23 protein-coding genes are annotated in these 18,725 nt (G+C 45.1%); 8 read left to right on the top strand and 15 right to left on the bottom strand.

The genetic code is table 11. The features are described from left to right. The first annotated feature begins 123 nt into the window (after window positions 1-123). Window positions 124-1,059 carry a CPBP family intramembrane glutamic endopeptidase gene (locus BST99_RS13215; protein ID WP_105002216.1) on the top strand — a complete coding sequence of 312 codons (936 nt, stop codon included), beginning with the start codon at window positions 124-126 and terminating at the stop codon, window positions 1,057-1,059. A gap of 34 nt (window positions 1,060-1,093) precedes the next feature. Here BST99_RS13215 and BST99_RS13210 read toward each other — a convergent pair whose 3' ends face one another. The 6 genes from BST99_RS13210 to BST99_RS13185 all read right to left on the bottom strand — a co-directional run bounded on the left by BST99_RS13210 (window position 1,094) and on the right by BST99_RS13185 (window position 4,794). Beyond that, window positions 1,094-2,023 carry a DUF5996 family protein gene (locus tag BST99_RS13210; protein WP_105002215.1) on the bottom strand — a complete coding sequence of 310 codons (930 nt, stop codon included), beginning with the start codon at window positions 2,021-2,023 and terminating at the stop codon, window positions 1,094-1,096. An 11-nt stretch (window positions 2,024-2,034) separates the two neighbouring features. Then, window positions 2,035-2,394 (bottom strand): nuclear transport factor 2 family protein, encoded by a 360-nt coding sequence (locus BST99_RS13205; RefSeq protein WP_105002214.1) that lies wholly within the window; start codon window positions 2,392-2,394, stop codon window positions 2,035-2,037. A gap of 79 nt (window positions 2,395-2,473) precedes the next feature. Continuing rightward, window positions 2,474-3,013: a Crp/Fnr family transcriptional regulator gene (locus BST99_RS13200; protein WP_105002213.1), complete on the bottom strand. Its 540-nt coding sequence runs from the start codon at window positions 3,011-3,013 to the stop codon at window positions 2,474-2,476. A 35-nt stretch (window positions 3,014-3,048) separates the two neighbouring features. Further along, on the bottom strand, window positions 3,049-3,486 hold the full coding sequence (locus BST99_RS13195) for a hypothetical protein (RefSeq protein ID WP_146106303.1): 438 nt from the start codon (window positions 3,484-3,486) through the stop codon (window positions 3,049-3,051). 6 nt (window positions 3,487-3,492) lie between these two features. After that, window positions 3,493-3,744: a hypothetical protein gene (locus tag BST99_RS13190; protein WP_105002211.1), complete on the bottom strand. Its 252-nt coding sequence runs from the start codon at window positions 3,742-3,744 to the stop codon at window positions 3,493-3,495. 57 nt (window positions 3,745-3,801) lie between these two features. Further along, on the bottom strand, window positions 3,802-4,794 hold the full coding sequence (locus tag BST99_RS13185; protein WP_146106302.1) for a CPBP family intramembrane glutamic endopeptidase: 993 nt from the start codon (window positions 4,792-4,794) through the stop codon (window positions 3,802-3,804). Window positions 4,795-5,052: 258 nt separating this feature from the next. Here BST99_RS13185 and BST99_RS13180 point away from each other — a divergent pair, with 258 nt between their 5' ends. Together BST99_RS13180 and BST99_RS13175 are read left to right on the top strand one after the other, a co-directional pair. Next, entirely contained in the window at window positions 5,053-5,628 is a 576-nt protein-coding gene (locus BST99_RS13180; RefSeq protein ID WP_105002210.1) for a gluconate 2-dehydrogenase subunit 3 family protein, read from the top strand. A gap of 7 nt (window positions 5,629-5,635) precedes the next feature. Next, a complete protein-coding gene (locus tag BST99_RS13175; RefSeq protein ID WP_105002209.1) occupies window positions 5,636-7,321 on the top strand; it encodes a GMC oxidoreductase in 1,686 nt (561 codons plus the stop codon). A 180-nt stretch (window positions 7,322-7,501) separates the two neighbouring features. Here BST99_RS13175 and BST99_RS13170 read toward each other — a convergent pair whose 3' ends face one another. From BST99_RS13170 to BST99_RS13155, 4 genes are read right to left on the bottom strand one after another with little or no spacing between them, the layout of a single operon-like run. Then, entirely contained in the window at window positions 7,502-8,353 is an 852-nt protein-coding gene (locus BST99_RS13170) for a sugar phosphate nucleotidyltransferase (RefSeq protein ID WP_105002208.1), read from the bottom strand. Between the two features lie 2 nt (window positions 8,354-8,355). Further along, a complete protein-coding gene (locus BST99_RS13165; protein WP_105002207.1) occupies window positions 8,356-9,408 on the bottom strand; it encodes a mevalonate kinase family protein in 1,053 nt (350 codons plus the stop codon). Window positions 9,409-9,410: 2 nt separating this feature from the next. Then, window positions 9,411-10,808, bottom strand: a complete 1,398-nt coding sequence (locus BST99_RS13160) for a Gfo/Idh/MocA family oxidoreductase (RefSeq protein ID WP_105002206.1) — start codon at window positions 10,806-10,808, stop codon at window positions 9,411-9,413. After that, window positions 10,805-11,158 (bottom strand): VOC family protein, encoded by a 354-nt coding sequence (locus BST99_RS13155; protein ID WP_245916272.1) that lies wholly within the window; start codon window positions 11,156-11,158, stop codon window positions 10,805-10,807. Before BST99_RS13155 ends, BST99_RS13160 begins: the two co-directional genes overlap by 4 nt. A gap of 125 nt (window positions 11,159-11,283) precedes the next feature. On the opposite strand from BST99_RS13155, the gene BST99_RS13150 reads away from it, so the two are divergent. Then, window positions 11,284-12,159 carry a pirin family protein gene (locus tag BST99_RS13150; protein ID WP_105002205.1) on the top strand — a complete coding sequence of 292 codons (876 nt, stop codon included), beginning with the start codon at window positions 11,284-11,286 and terminating at the stop codon, window positions 12,157-12,159. Between the two features lie 125 nt (window positions 12,160-12,284). Then, the gene (locus BST99_RS14430; RefSeq protein WP_181044234.1) at window positions 12,285-12,449 is read left to right on the top strand and encodes a hypothetical protein; all 165 of its coding nucleotides are present in this window, start codon (window positions 12,285-12,287) and stop codon (window positions 12,447-12,449) included. Between the two features lie 9 nt (window positions 12,450-12,458). Here BST99_RS14430 and BST99_RS13145 read toward each other — a convergent pair whose 3' ends face one another. From BST99_RS13145 to BST99_RS13135, 3 genes are all read right to left on the bottom strand, one after another. Next, window positions 12,459-13,361, bottom strand: a complete 903-nt coding sequence (locus BST99_RS13145) for a hypothetical protein (RefSeq protein WP_105002204.1) — start codon at window positions 13,359-13,361, stop codon at window positions 12,459-12,461. A 95-nt stretch (window positions 13,362-13,456) separates the two neighbouring features. Then, entirely contained in the window at window positions 13,457-13,990 is a 534-nt protein-coding gene (locus tag BST99_RS13140) for a helix-turn-helix domain-containing protein (protein ID WP_105002203.1), read from the bottom strand. Beyond that, on the bottom strand, window positions 13,990-14,424 hold the full coding sequence (locus BST99_RS13135; RefSeq protein ID WP_105002202.1) for a hypothetical protein: 435 nt from the start codon (window positions 14,422-14,424) through the stop codon (window positions 13,990-13,992). Before BST99_RS13135 ends, BST99_RS13140 begins: the two co-directional genes overlap by 1 nt. Window positions 14,425-14,820: 396 nt before the next feature. On the opposite strand from BST99_RS13135, the gene BST99_RS13130 reads away from it, so the two are divergent. Genes BST99_RS13130 through BST99_RS13120 form a run of 3 tightly spaced genes read left to right on the top strand, consistent with a single transcriptional unit; the run spans window position 14,821 to window position 17,388 of the window. Beyond that, window positions 14,821-16,317: an MSCRAMM family protein gene (locus BST99_RS13130; RefSeq protein WP_105002201.1), complete on the top strand. Its 1,497-nt coding sequence runs from the start codon at window positions 14,821-14,823 to the stop codon at window positions 16,315-16,317. Between the two features lie 10 nt (window positions 16,318-16,327). Beyond that, window positions 16,328-16,852: a hypothetical protein gene (locus tag BST99_RS13125; protein ID WP_105002200.1), complete on the top strand. Its 525-nt coding sequence runs from the start codon at window positions 16,328-16,330 to the stop codon at window positions 16,850-16,852. Further along, window positions 16,819-17,388, top strand: coding sequence for a T9SS type B sorting domain-containing protein (locus BST99_RS13120; RefSeq protein WP_105002199.1), 570 nt, complete (start codon window positions 16,819-16,821; stop codon window positions 17,386-17,388). The genes BST99_RS13125 and BST99_RS13120 overlap by 34 nt, the downstream gene beginning before the upstream one ends. 93 nt (window positions 17,389-17,481) lie before the next feature. On the opposite strand, the gene BST99_RS13115 is transcribed toward BST99_RS13120, so the two are convergent. Beyond that, window positions 17,482-18,186: an OmpA family protein gene (locus BST99_RS13115; RefSeq protein ID WP_105002198.1), complete on the bottom strand. Its 705-nt coding sequence runs from the start codon at window positions 18,184-18,186 to the stop codon at window positions 17,482-17,484. A gap of 2 nt (window positions 18,187-18,188) precedes the next feature. Further along, entirely contained in the window at window positions 18,189-18,662 is a 474-nt protein-coding gene (locus BST99_RS13110; RefSeq protein WP_105002197.1) for a lipocalin family protein, read from the bottom strand. Between the last annotated feature and the right edge of the window lie 63 nt (window positions 18,663-18,725).

The raw sequence follows: 18,725 nt of genomic DNA, 5'->3' as shown, positions 1-18,725 counted from the left end.
GAATCTGCCCTACCGCTCACACCCTTCTATTGTGCTTTTAAGCAAATGAAACAACCACTACCCATAATCCTATGGGCAATAAAACAGATGCCCCCTATCTTCGTAAAAACAAAAACCACCAGCATGTTTATTCAAAACGCCCTCCCGCAAAAACCCAACCTTTGGAAATACATCATTGGTCTTATTGTGGTTGTTTTCTTCTGGCGAGGACTCGGAAGTATCCCCTTAATTGCGGCTATGTTTACCAAGGCATCTGATCTGGGTAGCATTGACATGACGCCGGCTGGATTAGCTGATTTACTCGGAGCCAATCTCTTTTTGTCCGTTATGCTGAGTTCCTTTGTTCTGGGTCTGATTGGCTTGTTTCTCTACGTGAAATTTGTACACAAACAAAGCATTCGATCGCTGACCACCAGTCGCGAAAAAATCGATTGGGGGCGCATCTTTTTCTCCTTCTTTGTAACCATCCTCTTTATCGGCGGATTCCTCTATGCCGGAGTGATGATGGAACCCGACAGCTACCAATGGAATTTCAATAAAGAAGCCTTTATCATCCTGGCGGCCATCGTCCTTTTGATGCTGCCTTTGCAAACGAGTTTTGAAGAGTACTTCTTTCGGGGATACCTTTTGCAAGGTCTCGGAGTGGCGACCAATTCGAGGTTTTGGTCTCTGGTAATTACCTCATCTCTCTTTGGACTGATGCACATATTCAATCCCGAGATCCAGAAAATTGGCTACGCCGTTCTAACCGTATACATCGGACTTGGATTCCTGATGGGGATCATGACCCTGATGGATGAAGGCTTGGAGCTGGCCTTAGGCTTCCACGCGGCCAACAACATGACTATTGCCCTGATGGTAACCACCGATTGGTCGGCCCTGCAAACCGATGCCCTCTACGTGAGCTCAGCAGAACCTGATCTCGGAGGAATGCTCCTTTTCCTCGGAGGGATGTTTGTCGTCTTATTGGGGATTTTCGCCTTGCGTTACCGCTGGAAAAATTGGGGAAACAAGCTTTTTGGGAAGGCCTTGGTCCTGGAAGAAGAAACAACCGCCTAAAATAAAACCCGCTTGATTCAAGCGGGTTTTTTAATTATTGCTTCGAGGGACTCTCGAGGTGCTGCCGGTCCCATTTGGAGGTATTGGCTGCGGCCTCATAGGTTGTCTGTAGAAAGGATATCAGCATCCCACGAGGATCTTCAGACTGCTGCACATCTTCGTACTTCAGGAAGAATTCACCCATGTCTTCACTGTAAAAAGCTTCCTTGGGCTCTACCGCTTGCTTTCCGAAGTCCTCATGACTCGGGTAAGCGTAGGCATAAAAGGCCGGAAAAGGAAAGTCCGAAGAACCCGGCCAAAAACCGGCACTGCTCACTTCTCGAGAATAGGCTTCCTGCATGACATCCAGAGGCATATTGGGCATTCCACCCTGATGCAGAGGAGCTCCTTTACCAGAGAAGCGGGTCACCGCCAAATCAAAGGCTCCCCAAAACAAGTGAACGGGACTGCATTTTCCGATGAACTCCGATCGAAATTCCTGGAACACATTGCTCGACTTCAACATGGCCTGCCAGAGATTACGTGCTGCCTCCGGGTCGTAGGCCTTGTTGACGGTGTTTTCTTTGAACGGGATCGCCGGTTCCATTTCGTTCGGGCTGCCGTGAATCTTCACTTTAATTCCCAACTCTTCTAACTTTTCGAACAGTAGTTGATGAAAGCGGGCGACCGTCATAGGCTCTAAAGCAAAACCAATCGGTTCACGGTGGGAACACTGAATCAGCAATTGATGCTTTTTAAAATCAAAATCGATCTGAAAGACTTCTTCTCCGTAAGGAATCCCGTTGGTAGAAAACCCTCTGGGCGAAACATATAGGGCCGTATGCCAGGAGTGATTTTGCCAAGGCATGGTGCGCAGGCGAATCTTTCCCACAATTTGCAACCACTGATGAAGGCTTTCCATCGTTGGTTGTATTCGGGCAAAATCCAAAACGGGCCAATCGTGATTTCTTTTTGTGGTTTCCATAAACAAAGGGTTTATCCTTGGTTGTCGTAGTAAAATCTTTCGTGGACGATCTGTCCGTTGTTCCACTGCTGTACAGCGACCTGTTCCATATTGACACGATCTCCTCCCTTAAAGGTAACATCCATGGTAACTTCAATAAAAACTTTTTCGGTGGCGGCATCTTCTGCGATGGACTTGAGTTCCATTCCGTGGAAGGCCTCCACACTGGACACAAACTGCTCTTCGTACACGCGGCACTCTGCCTTTCCTTTTCGTACGCCACGAGGTTCTTCCATCACTACCCCGTCGGCATAATACTGGTCAAAGGCTCCCAAAATATCTCCTTGTCCTACTTGGTTATACAGGTCTTGTGCTCTTTCTAGATTTGTCATTGCAATAGAATTTTAGTGATTTACACCACAAAATTCCTCCACAGCGCTTTGCTGTGCATTCATCTAGATGAAGAAATCCCTATTTGGCTTTGGCGAGTTTGGCCCGGACCGTACTCAGGGTCTGCGGCATCACCCCTAAGAAGGAGGCGATCATGTGCTGGGGTACACGGTTTGGTAGGTCCGGATAGGTCTTTAAAAAGTACTGGTAGCGGTCAATGATCGGCGCACCCATGAGCATGAGTACCCGCCTTTGCAGACGACCGATTCTGCGGTAGAGCAATTGACCGCTAGCCGCCAGGTTCTCTTTGTCCAGGTCGAGGTGAAAGAGCTCGTTGTTCTTAAAAGCAATTACTTCTGAATCTTCCAGGCAGTCAATAAAAAGCTGAGCCGGCTGCTCGAATTCCATGGCTTCGATATCGCCAATCACCCAGCCTTCCGGAGCGAACATATAGACGTGCTCCTTCCCTTTACTGTCGATCAAATAGCTCCTTAAGAGGCCGCTTTTGACATAAAAAGCAGTGATGTTTTGCTCATCGGCATGTTGGAGGATTTCTCCTTTTTTCACGCTTTGAGTCACCGCTGTGGGATTGCAATTCAGTATTTCCTGTAGATTCTCCATAAGCTTGACTTAAAAATAGGAAATCTGTTCGCGAATTAGTCCTCCAGCTGTGACTCTAAAAAGGAAATAAGCAATTGGTTTTCGGCGATTGAGTATTCCAGACTATGCAGGAAAAAACCCAATGACATTCTTTGGGCCGAGAGGATGGGCTTAAAAGAGCGTTCATTCATAGCTTCTTTCAGTTTCAATGTGTCAATCACCGATTTTCGCCGGGCAGGAGGAAATCCCTTATCGGTTGGATTAAATACTTCCTCGTTTTTAAAAATTTCCTGCTCTTTTAAAAAATAAGGTCTACTCACCTCTTCCAGGAAATTATTGAATTCATCCCGCGCCTGTCTGACCCGATCCAATTCACGGAAATAAACAACCAACTGCTCTCTGATTTCACGATCAGTCATTTTTTCAATATTGGATTGGTGGTTTTCCTGCGTTACAGGATTGAACTCGATATTCATTACGATGAAATCAGACAAGAGCCCTCAAAAGTCTCCCTTACCCTGAGCAATATCATTCATCTTGTAGTAGGCATTGAGCATCCCTTTAAACTGCTTGTCATAATCCTTAAAGAGCTTGAGATCTCCTCTTAAATCTGCAATAATAAGTCGGTAATTTTCGATCTCAGCTGCACGAGCTTTCCTGTCTTGTATACCCTCATTAATACTGACGGCGATAAGAATTCCCAAGACGACCAAGACTATTTCTCCTAGGGCGTAGAGAAGGTACTTTTTCAATCGATCCTCTTCAATTAGTCTTTGGCGAATTTTTCTAAAGATTTTCTTGTCCTTGATTTAACTCGGCAGCTGACTTGGTCTAGAAAGCCACATTCTATCTCGTACAATGAGGTAAAGGCAAAAAAGGAACAACAGTCCAACATAGATTTTTCCAGAACTTCCAAACCCTCTCCCAAAATTGTTGTTCATGGTATGCAGCAAAACCACAGCCAACATGGAGTAATTCGAGTTGTTGTACACCCAATGAATCACCACGGTCAGGGGAATGGTCCAGAAAAAGCGTGGAAGCATTTCCATAAACCCAGCGGTAGAATAAAATCCGTTGTAGTAATGGGGCAGGTGCCATATGCTCCAGAAAAAAGAAACGACTAAAATGGTGACCAAGGGGCTATATTTCTTTTGAAGTTCCAGTTGCATAAAACCCCTCCAACCGAACTCTTCATTTCCACCAAAAAAGAAAAAGGTGCTTAAAAGACCAACAAACCACATTCCATCAATAAAGACCAGTTCTCCAGATAGCTCAAAACCAAGAACACGACCAGCCAAATAACTGACAACCGAAAAAATGGGTTGTAAACCCAAGGCAATCAGATACCAGGGGAGGGCCTTTTTCTGAAAAAGAAAGGAAGTCAAGTAGTTTTCTTTGATGTTTGGGTTATTCCAGTTGGAAGCATTCCAGGCTAAAACAATCGCCATTAAAACAAAAAGGCCATATCCCAGTGTGCTTACCTCCTCCATTTTAGGAATCCTGCCATTGACATCACTCATTCCATGGTCAATCAGATATAGTCGCATCCCCAGTACAAAGAGGGACCCTACGAATACAGCGATAAAGACCGGCCAAGACCGTACACGAAAGGTAGTCTGAGATTGCACAACTCGAATGATGTATCCCGCCAATAGGGGTCCGCACCCACCAAGCAGCATCATAGCAAAGGCAATGTCTACCGGAAGATCCAAAAACACGGGCGAAAACCAAGTAGAAAAAGTAATGGCAAAGGTGATCAGCAAGAAGCTTATAACCGGAAAAGAGTTGAAAAGGTCTTTCATCAAGGAGCGGCTTTTAGTTATTTCCTTGAAATTAAAATAATTAGGCCCTCAAGGCTCATTTTTACAGAAATTTCTTTAACAATCGACAGATAAATATGCCTTTGAACGATCACCTCCTTTAAAACATCGCTTCTTCCAAAATGGTCTCGTCTACATTTTCTTGTCAGTCAACGTCAGAACAAGGCCTCTAGATACTCGACTAAAGGCCAACAACCCTTCACCTTATAGCTTTATTTACAACGCTTTACGACTATTGTCATGAAAAGAAGGAATGTTTTAAAAGGAATTCTGGGGGTTACCGGGACGACCATAATTGCGGGTTCATGCGGCTACGCTTATGTTAAAAATCCATCCGGTTACAACCGAGAGGCCATCGTTGAATTTCAGGATTTACTAGCCGAAATAGTAGATGTCATTATCCCTCCATCCAAAACACCCGGAGGTAAAGAAGCCCGGGCCTATCTCTTCATTACTTCTTTTATGAAGCACTGCGCAACGGACAAAGAGTACCGAAACTTTTACAATGGACTTGTTGATTTTCAAGAGTTTACATTAAGAAACTCCAGCAATGAATACGCTCTTTGTACGTTAAAAGAACAAACAAAGCTTCTTGAGCAGTTTATAGAGGAAAATAAGAGTCATGGGACGATTTCAAAAATCAAAGAAAAACTGCGTGGTAAATCCTTTGTACAGCTACTGAGAAAATTAACGGTAGAAGGCTACTGTCAGTCTCAAATCGGGGCGACGGTACACTTGGCCTACCAACCGATTCCAGGTCAGTATAACGCGATCATTCCTCTTGAACCTAATCAGCCCTGCTGGGCCACCAAATAGCAAAATCATGGAACCAAATCCAACAAATAACACTTTCGATGCAATTGTGGTGGGCTCCGGAATTAGTGGTGGCTGGGCAGCCAAAGAACTCACAGAAGGAGGTCTAAAAACCCTCGTTCTCGAAAGAGGTAGAATGGTCAAGCACGTACACGATTATCCCACCGCCTTCAAAAACCCTTGGGACTTCGAACACGGCCTGCACCTATCTCAAAAAGACCTCAAAGAACGTCCCATACAAAGCAGTCATTGCAATAATGCCGACAAACACTTTTATGTAAAGGATTCTGAACATCCCTATATCCAGAAGGATCCTTTCAAATGGATTCGCGGTTACCAAGTTGGTGGCCGATCCTTGACATGGGGAAGGCAGAGTTATCGGCTTTCTGATCTGGATTTTGAAGCCAACAAAAAAGATGGGCATGGGGTGGATTGGCCTATTCGATACCGCGACCTCGAAAAATGGTACGACTATGTGGAAGACTATGTAGGAATTAGCGGGAATACAGATTCCATTGAGCATCTTCCAGATGGTGTTTTTCAACCAGCCATCCCGATGAATGCTATTGAGGATCATTTAAAGAATCAAATCAATAGGCATTACCCGGATCGCAGGCTCATCCATGGCCGGGTAGCCAATCTCACTGAAGGAAAAGAAAACAGAGCTCCCTGTCAATACCGGAATCAATGCAGCAGAGGTTGCCCTTTCGGAGGGTATTTTAGCAGTAATTCAGCCACTCTTCGCGATGCAGAATTGACCGGAAATATGACGCTAAAAGCCAATTCTATCGTCAAGGAGGTTCTTTATGATGAACAATCACAAAGGGCAACAGGGGTCGTCGTCATAGACGCAAAAACAAAAGAAGAAAAAACGTACTATTCCCGTATTATTTTCCTCAATGCCTCCACCATTGGTACGGCTTCCATATTGCTCAACTCCGTTTCTGAGCGCTTTCCCAACGGTTTAGGGAATGGAAGTGATCAGGTTGGACGGAACCTAATGGATCATATTGTTGGACATGGTACCTCTGGAACATTTGACGGATTACAAGACAAGTACTACATTGGAAGATCTCCCGGAACGGTTCTTATTCCACGATTCCAAAATATCGACGGCCAAGACACTAACAACAGCTTTGTGAGAGGTTATGGACTACAAGGAAAAGGCGTGCGAGGGAACTGGCAGAATATTACTATCGACTCTATCGGACTCCAGTTAAAGGAGGATTTAGCCAAGCCTGGGGATTGGCGGATATTCCTCGGCGGAAGAGGTGAAATTCTGCCTTATGCAGACAATCGGGTTAGCCTGAATTTCAACCGTAGAGACCAGTGGAACATGCCTTTGGTAAAAATCGCTTTTCAATATGGTTCCAATGAAAATGCCATGTTGGAACACATGACCCAAGAGAGTGAGCAGATTCTTCGCCATGCAGGATTTAAAAATGTCAGCAGTTACCGAACAGCCCCTACTCCTGGGTCAGCAGTTCATGAAATGGGTACGGCTCGAATGGGGAAAGACCCAAAAACATCTGTATTGAATCAATTCAATCAAATGCATGAAGTACAGAATGTTTTTATTACCGATGGCAGCGCAATGACCTCATCGGCATGGCAGAATCCGTCTCTAACCTATATGGCTTTGACCGCTAGAGCCTGCCATCATGCGATTGATCTTTTTTGCAGAAAAGTCATCTAACTCTTAACTAAACAAACTCCCCAACCAAAGTGCTGATCCGTAGGAGTAAAACCCGTTCTTCTTCATATCAAAAGGACGTTAGAGGCGGTCTATCAGGGCATTTGAAGGCGAAATAGATAAAACTACAGGTATTGACTTATCGATGGAAGTCCAAGGGAAATATGCAGTGTGAAGCGGAAATTATTCGAGCTGAGCAGAAAGTGAATCCAGGTCTTGTGCCGAGGTGAGGTCAGGAACTTTTTCGGATCGTTCCATACAGACTACACTTCCTGGTTTATCAGCAATCAGTTGGCTCACCGCGGTGGGCAACTCCTTCTCATTGCGGATGGGATCTATCGGGCAATCCCTTAAAAACGGATAAATCTCTTCTCCCTCGAACTGAAAAATATTCATACTGACCCAGAGGGAAGTATGACGGGATTTATAAGCCAAAAGCTCCTCCTCATCCGGTTTCTCTATGATGGATATCAGGGCGTGATTCTGATCAAAATCAAGCAGTGAAAACCGCAGAATTTTTTCGAGTGGGTGTCCCAGAGATTCGCCGCGATAAGCAATCAGGGAATGCCGAAATTCCCCTTGCGCATGAAGATCCCTAAACGCCTCTTTTGAGTAGACATTGTCCCCATTGCACACCAAAAAGCGGCTTTTTATCAATTGCGGAAATTGCTCCAGACACTGAAAGACGGCGTCGGCAGTCCCTAAGGGTTTTACACCTTGTTCAGGCGGGTATTGAACGGCTAATTCAATCCTCATTTCTGTCCCCCAAGAAGTCTTTTTGAGCTCAATAACAAAGGATGTAAACGCCTCATTCTCTGGGGAAGTAATTAAAAACACCTCTCGAATACCGGCACGGTGGGCATTGCGTAAGAGGTAGTAAAGGAGTGGATTCCCTTTGGTGTCTACAGGCACTAAACTTTTATGAACAGCCGCAGCTAAAGTCCTGATCTCAGGATTTAAGTGCACCCTATCGAGACTTTTCTTCATTCGGGAAGAGGCGCCGCCAACCATAACCAAAAGTGATGCGGTTTTCATACTTACGGATAGCTTAATTCAACAACATAAGCAGCCTGAGCCCCGGCTTTCAAAAAGGCCTTGACCACCTCCTCTTTCTGTTTTAGCGGCACCATAGCGACCATGGATCCTCCCCCTCCAGAACCCACAATTTTAGATCCGTAAGCTCCGGCCTTTCGGGCAGCAGCCATCATGATCCGTATTGGTTCTGGGGTGTTCTGAATGTTATTTTCAAGCAGGTCCTGGTGGGCGTTCATCAAATCTCCGAGCTGATGGTGATTGGGGAATTCCTTTTCTAGCTGCTCTTGCGCTGCCAGGGTAATATGATAATTCTTCACCGCAGCGATCCAATGTTTCTTGTACTCTTCATCAACCAGGTGAAGGTAACTTTCCGCATCTTCGAGTACAGACTGCGATAAATCAAATTCCGGATGTACTTCCCGTACCTGTGCGATGGCTCGTTCCTGATAGTTTCGTGCGTTTTTTAGAATGGTATTGGTCTGTTTTGGCAGTCCCGATTCCGCCACAACCAAAGCTTCAAAGCGAGCAGGAAGTGCTCTGGTGCTTTGGGCCTTGGTGTCGATACAAAGTAGACCCTGTTGGGCGATAGTGTATTGATCCATCAAACCTCCTGGAAAGCCAAAAAAAGGCACTTCCGCTTGGTAAGCCCAGTGGCCGATTTGCGCATCACTAACGACCCTGTTCTTCTGGGTGGCAACCAAGAATCGAATCCAGGCGACCACTAGTGCAGAAGAGCTCGAGAGACCTGCATTCATGGGTATCTCACTGCAAATGCGAATTGAATACCCCTCCTTAAATTCGAAGCCATTTTCTTCGAGTATACGAATAGCCGAAAGATAAAAGTCTCCCTTTTCGATTTCGGAGTCCCCGACAGGCAATCCAATACGCCTTTTCTCCTGTAAATCTTCAAGTTCCAAGAGGAAAGACATGTCTTGATGCGGTTTCGCCTCCAGAAACAGGTAACGATTTATCGCCCCTGCAATAACCGGCATGTCCAAATAATCCTGGTGATCTCCGTAAAAACAAATCCGTCCAGGGACGCGAAGACTGATCATACTTAACTAATAATTGCTAAGGGCTTGGTGTTTTTCCACTCCCCACGAGTAAAGTCTGGGAAGGGCTGCGGATAACCTCCTTGAGCAACAGAACGCTCACTAAGGGGCGCAACTGCACTCCACAGGCACCCTTCATAAACATTTTGATCGAGGGGCAATCCCTTTTGTAAACACTCTACGATCCGGTAGACCATGATCCCATCCATTCCGCCATGTCCGCTCCCTTTGGCGGCTTGGTTTAGGCGCTTATACAAGGGGTGATCGTACTTTTGGTAAAGGGTTTCAAGCTGTTCTCCTTGTACCCAGCGGTGATGGTCCTTGGTCAGGCCTTCGACCCCACCCTCCAAGGCGACCCGGGTTGGAAAACCAGCCAATGTTCCCTTGGTGCCCTGAACCAGATTTAAACGAGAATAGGGTCTGGGACTGGTTTCGTCCCATTGCACCATAACCGTTCGTCCGAGCCTCGTTTTGATAATGGAGGTATTCAAATCCCCACCCTTAAAATCCAAATCATTCCATTTGTGATCGGCTGGGTAGTTCTTTTTAGCGTAGTCTTGTCGGCCCAAAGCCGGAGTGGAATAAGAGACCAAGTGCTCAAACATATCATCTCCCCGTCCCAGGTTCATGTATTGGGCGACTGGTCCCAAACCGTGGGTCGGATACAAGTTGCCATTCCGCTTAGCGTAATGATGGGTTCGCCAAGAGCCCGTTCCTCTTTCTTGTTCCTCCATTTGCCACCGGAGTTCGTGGATGTAAGCGGCCTCTCCATGCAGAATTTCACCGATCACGCCCTGTCTACACATGTTCAAAAACATCAGTTCATCGCGACTGTAGTTGACGTTCTCCATCATCATACAGTGCTTTCGGGTCTGTTCGCTGGTATCGACGATATCCCACATTTCCTGTAAACTTACCGCCATCGGTACTTCGACCATGGCATGGGCTCCCTTCTTCATGGCTTCAATAGCCATAGGGGCGTGGTTGTGCCAATTGGTTGCGATAAAGACCACGTCCGGTTTGACCTCATCCAGCATGGTTTTCCACCGGTCTTCAGCGCCCCAATACAGTTTGATATTGGTATGGCGGTTCTCGGGAGCCACCTCGCGAACCCACTGTTTTTTTTCTTTGACCAAGTCCTCGTACAAGTCGCTAATGGCGACGACTTCAGTTCCGGGAAGCGCAGCTAAAAACTTCAGGTGGTAGCCTCCTCGAGCTCCTACGCCGATAAAGGCGGCTCGAACATTGTCGAGTTTGGGTGCAGCGTAATCGCCCATGTATTGCGCCATGGCGGGGCGACTTTCTTGCCCTTGCAGATATTCCGGGAACAAGGTAGCAGACCCAATGGCCGCAGAAGCCAAGCTCGTTTTCTTGAGAAAATCTCTTCTGTTCAGTTCACTCATCTCTTCTGTTTTTTATTCGGACCAAATGGCCAGTTCATTCCCGCAAGGGTCTTCAAAATGAAAGCGACGCCTCCGGGGAAGGAAAATATATCTACAGTAATTTGGGTTCCCGCTGCAGCCAATTGGTTGTGAATTTGCTGGAGATCGGGATGGTATAAAACTACTAAAGCTCCTTTAGCTCTCGGCATATCGACAAGTTCAAATCCCCCATCAATCCCCGCTTTACTAAAGGCGGTATAGCCTTCGCCATAGTCGGTGAATTCCCAGCCAAAATGATGGCTGTAAAAGGCTTTGGTTTTCACTAAATCCGTAGCGTAAAGTTCAATATAATGGATCGGTGTACTGGGCATGAGCGTTCACATTGGTTCGGAGAATAAGTTAGTAATAGTTGAAACAACTTCAGGAGCCTGTTAAAATATAATCAAGATCAATTCACTTCTCTCGAGAAATAGCAAGGAAGATATACCTTTAAAGTATGGGCAACAACAAACTCATCATTGACGAACGCCAACGAGAAGTTGGGAATTTTTTAGTCGGTCGACTTTTGCCTTTTCGCAAAAAGAGACAGGTCGGCCCCTTTGTTTTTATTGACCATATGGGACCTTCTCCCATAGGACCTGGTCAGTACAGCGATGTGGATCAGCACCCCCACATTGGCCTTTCGACCCTCACCTATTTATTTGAAGGGGAAATTGAACACAAAGACAGCACCGGAGCAGAACAGGTTGTACGGGCCGGAGATGTTGGCTTTATGAGTGCGGGGAAAGGAGTCACCCATACGGAGCGCACCCCTCAACACCAAAGAGACGGTGCTCAATACATCCTTCACGGTTACCAGGTTTGGGTCGCTCAACCCAAAAAACTCGAGGAGAGTGACCCGCATTTTCAATATCACGAAGCTCTTGAATTACCCCAATGGGAAACGGAAGATCTTCGCTTTACTTTAGTCGCCGGTGAAGGCTTTGGTCGTCAATCTCCTCTAGAAGTTTTTTCCCCTCTGTTTATGGTAGACATCCGCTCCAAAACCAAGGAAGGTCGGATCAATATTGCCGGAGAATTACAGGGCGAAATTGCAGTAGTTGTCGTCAAAGGAAAAGTCCTTGTTGATGGTGAGTGCATGGAACAAGGCCAGATGCTGGTTTCCCAAACCGAAAACAGTTGTTGTTTAGAACTGGACGAGCAAGCACAACTCTTGTTGTTCGGTGGTCAGCCCTTTCCGGAAGAGCGGTTTTTAATGTGGAATTTCGCCTCGAGTGACAAGGCCAAATTAGAAGAAGCGAAGGCGAAATGGATCGCTAAGGACTTTCCGAAAGTCCCTGGAGACGACACCTATATTTCCTTTCCTTCCTGAATTATAAGAGGACACACCAATTACTTATTAACCATTTTATTGATTTATCGTTAATAAAATGTAATTATTTACATTGTATTCACAATAAAAGTGATCGATCTTTAAGAAACCTTAAATCGAGTCACATGGCAACCTTAAAGAATCTTTCGCATGAAGAAATTGAGGAACTGTTCATGAACAGTCTAGAAAATTTCTTCTCAGGGGAGTTGACCAACAAAGAGCGCTCCATCTTGGAATGGATGAAATCAGGGGGAAAAGGTAAGTTTTGGGACCTGCCCGAAAACCAATAGTACCCGCGCCTATTTTAAACTGTACCTCTGGTTCTTAACGTCTAATACAAGGGTTTTTCCGAGGAAGAACTTGTTTCCGATCATGCCTTCCATTCCGGAAAAGCGCATCAGCAATTCCTGGGTCATACTGTACCCTTCCACATAAGTGACCTCCTGCAGAGGGATGCCAACATCCCCCATCTGAACAAGTCCTTTCGCGGGAGCCGTGTAAACATAGAGCGTTCTACCCCATGAATTCGCCTTATCCTCCCTTACTGGGCCATCGGGCACCCTAGCCTCTTCCCAATTTCCTTTATCAGTAATCCATTGGTAGGCACTGGTTCCCGAATCGAAAAGCAACTTTAAATCCCTTTCGTTGATCTTGGCGTGAAAAATCAATTTACGCTTATCAAACGAAAGAGTAGTCCAATCCGCCTGAGGCGACTCCAGAGTAAAGCGAAAATGACCTTTTTCAAAATCCATTTCCACCACTCTTTTTTCTAAAATATCGGACCCCAGGGTACCAATAATAGGGTATTGATTATCATTTATAGAATATCCATACTCCTTCAAATAAAAGCCCGCTCTCTCCATCTTCATATCCCCTAAGTGCAGGGAACTGAAATCAGGCTTCCCTTCGCTTCTTGTCAAGCTGTCCAACTCTTTTAGCGGAACCGTGAATAACATGGTATTGGGTGCGCCATAATCCAATTGGAGATAATAGGTCTCGGAAAACCCATTGACCTGAACAGGTACCAGCATAGCCTGATAGGGGACCTTGGCTGATCCTACCCACTGAATATCAACCTCCCCGGTTCCGCTTAGCTGAAGACTATTTTCGGGTGGAGTAAACTTATTATCAAAATAGAAATAGCCCCCGATAATGCTCAGCACCAGAAGACCCAATAACACAAGAAGCGTCTTTTTAATCATCGTTTTGGTTTTGGGGCAAAACTGATTCTTTCTTGCTTGTGAATGCTCAAGATGAGGGCGACAATAAGCCGCCAATTCCACGACACGGAATTTAATTATTTGGCTGTGAGACGAATAGCTAACTCACCCTTCTTTTCCAAATGAATGGCGTTCCAAATGGTGATCACCAGGTTTAAGAGAAGAAAACCGAAAATAACCGGAAATATCAAAGGACTTTCTAAACCGAGAGTCGATTGAAGCCAAGGGGTAAGTACCAAAGCAAATGCAAATAGGACGAACCAGGCAATCTGCACCAAAAAGATTTGTTTTCCTTGTTCCTTTACCTGAGGGGACTTGGCCTTATGAGTCAGATAAAGCGGCAAAAGAATGTTACCAAAAGGAAAAATCAGAAAAGACAAACTGCTCAGGTTGATCCATTTTACTCCGACCAAATCAACCGAAACCACCGGTTGCAGAAGTTCTTCCTCTTTCAGCCCCAAGGTCTCGGCCAAAGTAGTAAGGGTATGGCCTTTGAGCACTTGTCCGGCCTCCACGCGCTGAATGGTCCTCAAAGAAAGTCCCGACTCTTCAGCGAGCTGGTGTTGAGTCATATGCCTCGATTCTCGAATTCTTTTAAGTTGGTTTTGCATTACTCTTGGACCACTAAATGAGGTTTGAGAAGTGCCAATAAGGGTTCGAGTTCCTGTGGCGGGTTGTTTTCGTCAAAAAGCGGGGAATGGTATTCGCCCTGATCAGTAACAATGATTAACTCGGCAGCTGCACCCCGATCGACACTTTGGTTCTCTACCGAGGCATAGAGATCCTCGAGGGTGGCTAATTGAATTGATTTACACTTCTCTAAGTAGTTATTCCATTGGTCAGTACTGAGCTCTTCTGTGTTCTGAAAGCTAAGCACTCCATTGGCTTGTGCACGGAGTTGATTAGCCGTTACCACCACCTCCTTCTGACTCCCGCGGGTCATGGTTCGGTAGGTTATCTCCTGTATCTGTTCTTCCTGCCCGTTTATTTCACTGCAGGAGAACAAGATGATCAAACAATTAAAACAGATGATTAAAGGGCGCATACGATTGAATGTGACTTTTTAAAAAAGTTGGTGTCCTAAGAATAACTAAGATACCGATTATGAACTTGACAAAGACCCTTTTATTCCTCGCTGTCAGCGAGCAAACCAAAGAAAATACGCCTTCTTACCCCAAGAATACAAGCGAATCCAAAAGCGCGTAAGCATTTCCAGAATCCTGTATTTAGGAGATCCGGTCGGTTTTATCAGCCTCAGGGTTTTTTCTTAAGAGATTCCGACAACCGCTGTCAGAATTCTTTCCCTAAACATGCAACTCATCGAAGAAGCTTGTCATTCTGCTTGTTCGGGCTGTATATTGAAAGACTGTTTTAATCTTTCAACAATACCACCACCTGCCGCATGACAAGGGTATTTGTCCTATTGACTTCTAGTTGGATAATGCTCCATTTTCTGATTTGGGATTTCGGGCTGGAATCAGCGATAAATCCTGGAGCAACTCTTCAAACTACAATTTCTACCTCTGACGCTAATTGCTCCAACCTCGGAGGAATCAGTATTGAAGTAAGTGGGCAAAATGGGCCCTACATTTATCAAATATATCAGGACAGCATTCAAATCCATGATTCGGGTCTGCAATTCTTCCCTGACTATAGCTTGAGTAACCTTGGGCAAGGGAACTACCAGTTGAGAGTGGAAGCTGCCACAGGTTACCTTCATGAAGAAAACTTCACTATTGCCGGAAATACTACACAAACCCTTCAAGCCCGGGTTTCACAGCACATCACATGCCGAGAGGGCAATATTTTAATGAACCCTCAAGGGGGTGTAACACCCCATCAGTTTGCCATCTGGTCATTTACGGATACGCAAGGCAATCAAGAAATCAGCTACCCTTCTCTCGATCAGGTTCCCTTACTTGCTTTTCAATCCCGCAACATATTCGACATCTATGAACCCGGTATTTACATTTTCGTTTTAATGGACGATAATAATTGTCGAACACTTTCCAATCCGGTAGAAATTGAACTTAGACCATCCATCGACTATAGTATTACTCAAAGAGATATCAGTTGTTTTGGCGAGACCGATGGAGCCTTTCGATTAAATATCATTGATAGCAATGGGTACTTGGTCAGCTATACCCTTACCTACCCTGACGGAACAACAGAAGCGGTTGAGACAACTTCCTTTACCAACTTAGAACCGGGAGATTACCAACTAACGATTACACAAACCAGGGGGGGAAGAACCTGTGATTATATCGAGTACTTTACCATTAGCAGCCCAGAACAAGAGGTGTTCGGAAGTCTTGTTGAAAGTCGGGCTCCTACTTGCACAACTCCTGGAGAAATCAGTGTTATTAATGTAGTTGGAGGAACTCCCCCTTATCGTTTTTCTATTGATGGTATTACTTTTTACGATAGCCCAACCAATGCCTATTCTTTTGACAACCTTGCAGAGGGAAATTATACCGTTACAATTCGCGATTCAAATAACTGTGAATTTACTACAGACCCCTTATTCCTTCTTGAAGCTGCTGCTCCAACCGCCCTGAATTTTGAAACCTTTCCCCTGAATTGTGACGGAAGCAGTCTACAGCTTAATGCTACTGCAGACCAAGGCATTGCCCCGTTTCAATACGAAATTATTTCCCCCTCATCCCTATTGCCTGACGATACAATGAGTACCACGGCTCAGTTTTCGGGATTGGAGCCTGGTCAGTATACGGTCCGGGTAACCGATGCCAATGGTTGTCAATATGAGGAAAACGCTGAAATTCAAGCAACTCCCTCAATTGCAATTACCCAGAGCCAAGGAGATATAATAAGCTGCTTTGGACAAGCTACCGGCGAATTACGCTTTTCAATTGAATTTCACCTCTGGATTCAACTATATTCTCAATGGCCCGGGGATTTCGAGAACAGGCACTTCTAATATTGAGGAATTGGTCTTTCAGGATCTCCCAGGCGGAAATTATGATCTGGAAGTGGTTGATTTGATCAATGGCTGTAATTCAGCGCAAAACTTACTGATCGAAGAACCGCTTCAGCCACTAAGTTTGGACCCATTAAATCTGCCCGTCTGTCCTAATGAAGAAGCCTTAATTGTTGGAGCAAGTGGAGGTTGGGATAATTACTTATTTGAATTGATTTACCCGGATAATGCAACCGTTAGATCTTCCACCGATGGTGTTTTTGATGGTCTTAATCAGAACGGAATCTATGTACTTCGTGTGCGAGACGAGCGCAATTGTCTTCAAGAAACCAGTTTTGAACTCAATACAGTGATTGAATTACAGCTAATGCCCTCTTACAGCTGCCTTGGAAACACCATTCAAAATGAGCTTCGCGTGCAAATTCCGGACAATCTAAATAGTGACAATTGGATTTTCGCCATAGACAGCACAGATCCCAGCGATTTTTTTACTCAAAGAACTTGGCAAAACCTGACGCTGGAGAGCACTTTTTGAGTGTATTAAATGAAAATGGCTGTCAGGAAATCTTCCCTTTTGTTATCGAAGAACAAACCCCGCTTAGTTTGCAATTAAGACAGTCGGGGATTAACGAAATTGAAGTGGTCACCCAAGGAGGTCAAGCCACCTATCAATTCTTCTTCAATGGGGAGGACTACGGCGCGAACAATCGTTTTTTAGCTATGGAAGACGGTATTGTTCAAGTTCGGGTAGTGGACCAACTTGGATGTGAAGTCACGGGAGAAATAGAGGTAGTGGTTTGTACAGGAGAAAACCCGGACTTCTTTACGCCCGATGGTGACAGTATTGGAGATCTTTGGACTCCGGGCTGCCCGGGTATTTACCCTGATCTCATCACCACCATATATGATCGATTTGGACGTGAAATTCGTCAAATTCAAGGAACAGAAGAAGGCTGGAATGGAACCTACAATGGAAGTCGGTTGCCTTCCGGTGATTACTGGTATATCATGCGCTTTACGCTTAATAACGAAACACGCGAACTCATAGGTCACTTTAGCCTGGTTCGTTAGCTCCTCAGAGCTTGATCAAATTATGAGGTCAACTTTTCTCGCAAAAAAAACCGGCCTAAAAGCCGGTTGTTGTTATTGATAGTCCAGACCCCTTTAGCGACCTGCTTCTTGAATAGCCTGTTTCTTCATCTTTTCATTGGGCAAGATGACGATGTTTACTCGTCTATTTTTCGCACGGCCTTCTGCCGATTCATTATTGTGAAGGGGTTGTTGCTCCCCAAACCAGTTGGTACTCAATCGGCTGCTGGGTAAACCTTCGTTGTTGATCAGAAAATTCGTAACCGAATAGGCACGGTTTTTAGAAAGTTCCATATTGTACTCCTCGGAACCAACACTATCGGTATGACCCACAACCAAAATATTGGTGTCCGGGTAGTCCTTTAGTATTACGGTCAGCTTGTTCAGGGTTGTTCTCGATGCACTGTTGATATTGAATTTATTGGTATCGAAGTAGATTCCGCTCCCATCTTCAAATGTCAAAACGATGGCATCGTCTACACGCTCAACCTGAGCACCAGGCACTTCGTTTTTGATCTCTTGGGCTTGCTTGTCCATCTTAGAGCCAATGAGTATTCCAGCGGAACCACCGAGGACACCGCCAATCACGGCGCCTAATTCTCCGTTACCTCCTTTTCCGATATTATTCCCGATAATGGCACCAATAACGGCTCCTCCGGCGGCGCCAATTGCCCCACCTTTTTGCTTGTTGTTTGCATTCTGAATGACAGAACAGTTGACATTGAATAAACTCAATACAATGGCTGAAGTAAGAATGACAGCTTGTTTTGTTGCTTTCATGGCTAGTTATTTTTAATAAAGTTCATGTAAATAGTTAGCGGGGTTCCCACAACGTCTACCGTTTGAGACCAGCGCATATTCGTTTCGCTCAATTGATCCAAATGCAGTCTAAATCCACTGTTGTTAGTCGTAGATTTGCCTTTCGCATTGGTCGGCTTGATCAAGAAATCATAGAGTCCAGTTTCAGCATCCACTTCAGCAAGGGTAAAGATGAAGTAACGCTCTTCCCCATCACAGTTTGCTCCTTGAAGGGTATAAGTACCTTTATTGTTATTGGGTATAAAGTTCCAATTGCTCTGTTCAAAGCATTCGGTTCCAGCGTCGTTTAAGAGATTGACCGTGAAACCTCCTTGCTTGGAATAAGTAACATCGGTCAAGGTCCAACTGCCTTTAATGACCTTTTTGGAAGCGGTGACCGTTTTTGAGCTACCGCAGGATACGGCAATCAAAGCGATCAAGATGATTATTTTTTTCATTGAACTGGTTCTTTAATGGTTAACATATTCTATTGGGAAAAATAAGGGCCAAATGGATTTCTG

The organism is Aureicoccus marinus, assembly GCF_002954325.1.
Taxonomy (GTDB): Bacteria; Bacteroidota; Bacteroidia; order Flavobacteriales; family Flavobacteriaceae; genus Aureicoccus; species Aureicoccus marinus.
Note: the sequence above shows the minus strand (reverse complement) of the source record. Positions and strands in the feature narration are given on the sequence as shown.

What these genes read in the sequence shown, in the direction of transcription:
- BST99_RS13110 (WP_105002197.1), bottom strand. Translation starts at nt 18,662, where the DNA reads ATGAAAAAAATAATCATCTTGATCGCTTTGATTGCCGTATCCTGCGGT.
- BST99_RS13150 (WP_105002205.1), top strand. Translation starts at nt 11,284, where the DNA reads ATGGGCAACAACAAACTCATCATTGACGAACGCCAACGAGAAGTTGGG.
- BST99_RS13160 (WP_105002206.1), bottom strand. Translation starts at nt 10,808, where the DNA reads ATGAGTGAACTGAACAGAAGAGATTTTCTCAAGAAAACGAGCTTGGCT.
- BST99_RS13175 (WP_105002209.1), top strand. Translation starts at nt 5,636, where the DNA reads ATGGAACCAAATCCAACAAATAACACTTTCGATGCAATTGTGGTGGGC.
- BST99_RS13215 (WP_105002216.1), top strand. Translation starts at nt 124, where the DNA reads ATGTTTATTCAAAACGCCCTCCCGCAAAAACCCAACCTTTGGAAATAC.
- BST99_RS13115 (WP_105002198.1), bottom strand. Translation starts at nt 18,186, where the DNA reads ATGAAAGCAACAAAACAAGCTGTCATTCTTACTTCAGCCATTGTATTG.
- BST99_RS13205 (WP_105002214.1), bottom strand. Translation starts at nt 2,394, where the DNA reads ATGACAAATCTAGAAAGAGCACAAGACCTGTATAACCAAGTAGGACAA.
- BST99_RS13135 (WP_105002202.1), bottom strand. Translation starts at nt 14,424, where the DNA reads ATGCGCCCTTTAATCATCTGTTTTAATTGTTTGATCATCTTGTTCTCC.
- BST99_RS13170 (WP_105002208.1), bottom strand. Translation starts at nt 8,353, where the DNA reads ATGAAAACCGCATCACTTTTGGTTATGGTTGGCGGCGCCTCTTCCCGA.
- BST99_RS13140 (WP_105002203.1), bottom strand. Translation starts at nt 13,990, where the DNA reads ATGCAAAACCAACTTAAAAGAATTCGAGAATCGAGGCATATGACTCAA.
- BST99_RS13145 (WP_105002204.1), bottom strand. Translation starts at nt 13,361, where the DNA reads ATGATTAAAAAGACGCTTCTTGTGTTATTGGGTCTTCTGGTGCTGAGC.
- BST99_RS13200 (WP_105002213.1), bottom strand. Translation starts at nt 3,013, where the DNA reads ATGGAGAATCTACAGGAAATACTGAATTGCAATCCCACAGCGGTGACT.
- BST99_RS13165 (WP_105002207.1), bottom strand. Translation starts at nt 9,408, where the DNA reads ATGATCAGTCTTCGCGTCCCTGGACGGATTTGTTTTTACGGAGATCAC.
- BST99_RS14430 (WP_181044234.1), top strand. Translation starts at nt 12,285, where the DNA reads ATGGCAACCTTAAAGAATCTTTCGCATGAAGAAATTGAGGAACTGTTC.
- BST99_RS13210 (WP_105002215.1), bottom strand. Translation starts at nt 2,023, where the DNA reads ATGGAAACCACAAAAAGAAATCACGATTGGCCCGTTTTGGATTTTGCC.
- BST99_RS13155 (WP_245916272.1), bottom strand. Translation starts at nt 11,158, where the DNA reads ATGCCCAGTACACCGATCCATTATATTGAACTTTACGCTACGGATTTA.
- BST99_RS13185 (WP_146106302.1), bottom strand. Translation starts at nt 4,794, where the DNA reads ATGAAAGACCTTTTCAACTCTTTTCCGGTTATAAGCTTCTTGCTGATC.
- BST99_RS13180 (WP_105002210.1), top strand. Translation starts at nt 5,053, where the DNA reads ATGAAAAGAAGGAATGTTTTAAAAGGAATTCTGGGGGTTACCGGGACG.
- BST99_RS13130 (WP_105002201.1), top strand. Translation starts at nt 14,821, where the DNA reads ATGCTCCATTTTCTGATTTGGGATTTCGGGCTGGAATCAGCGATAAAT.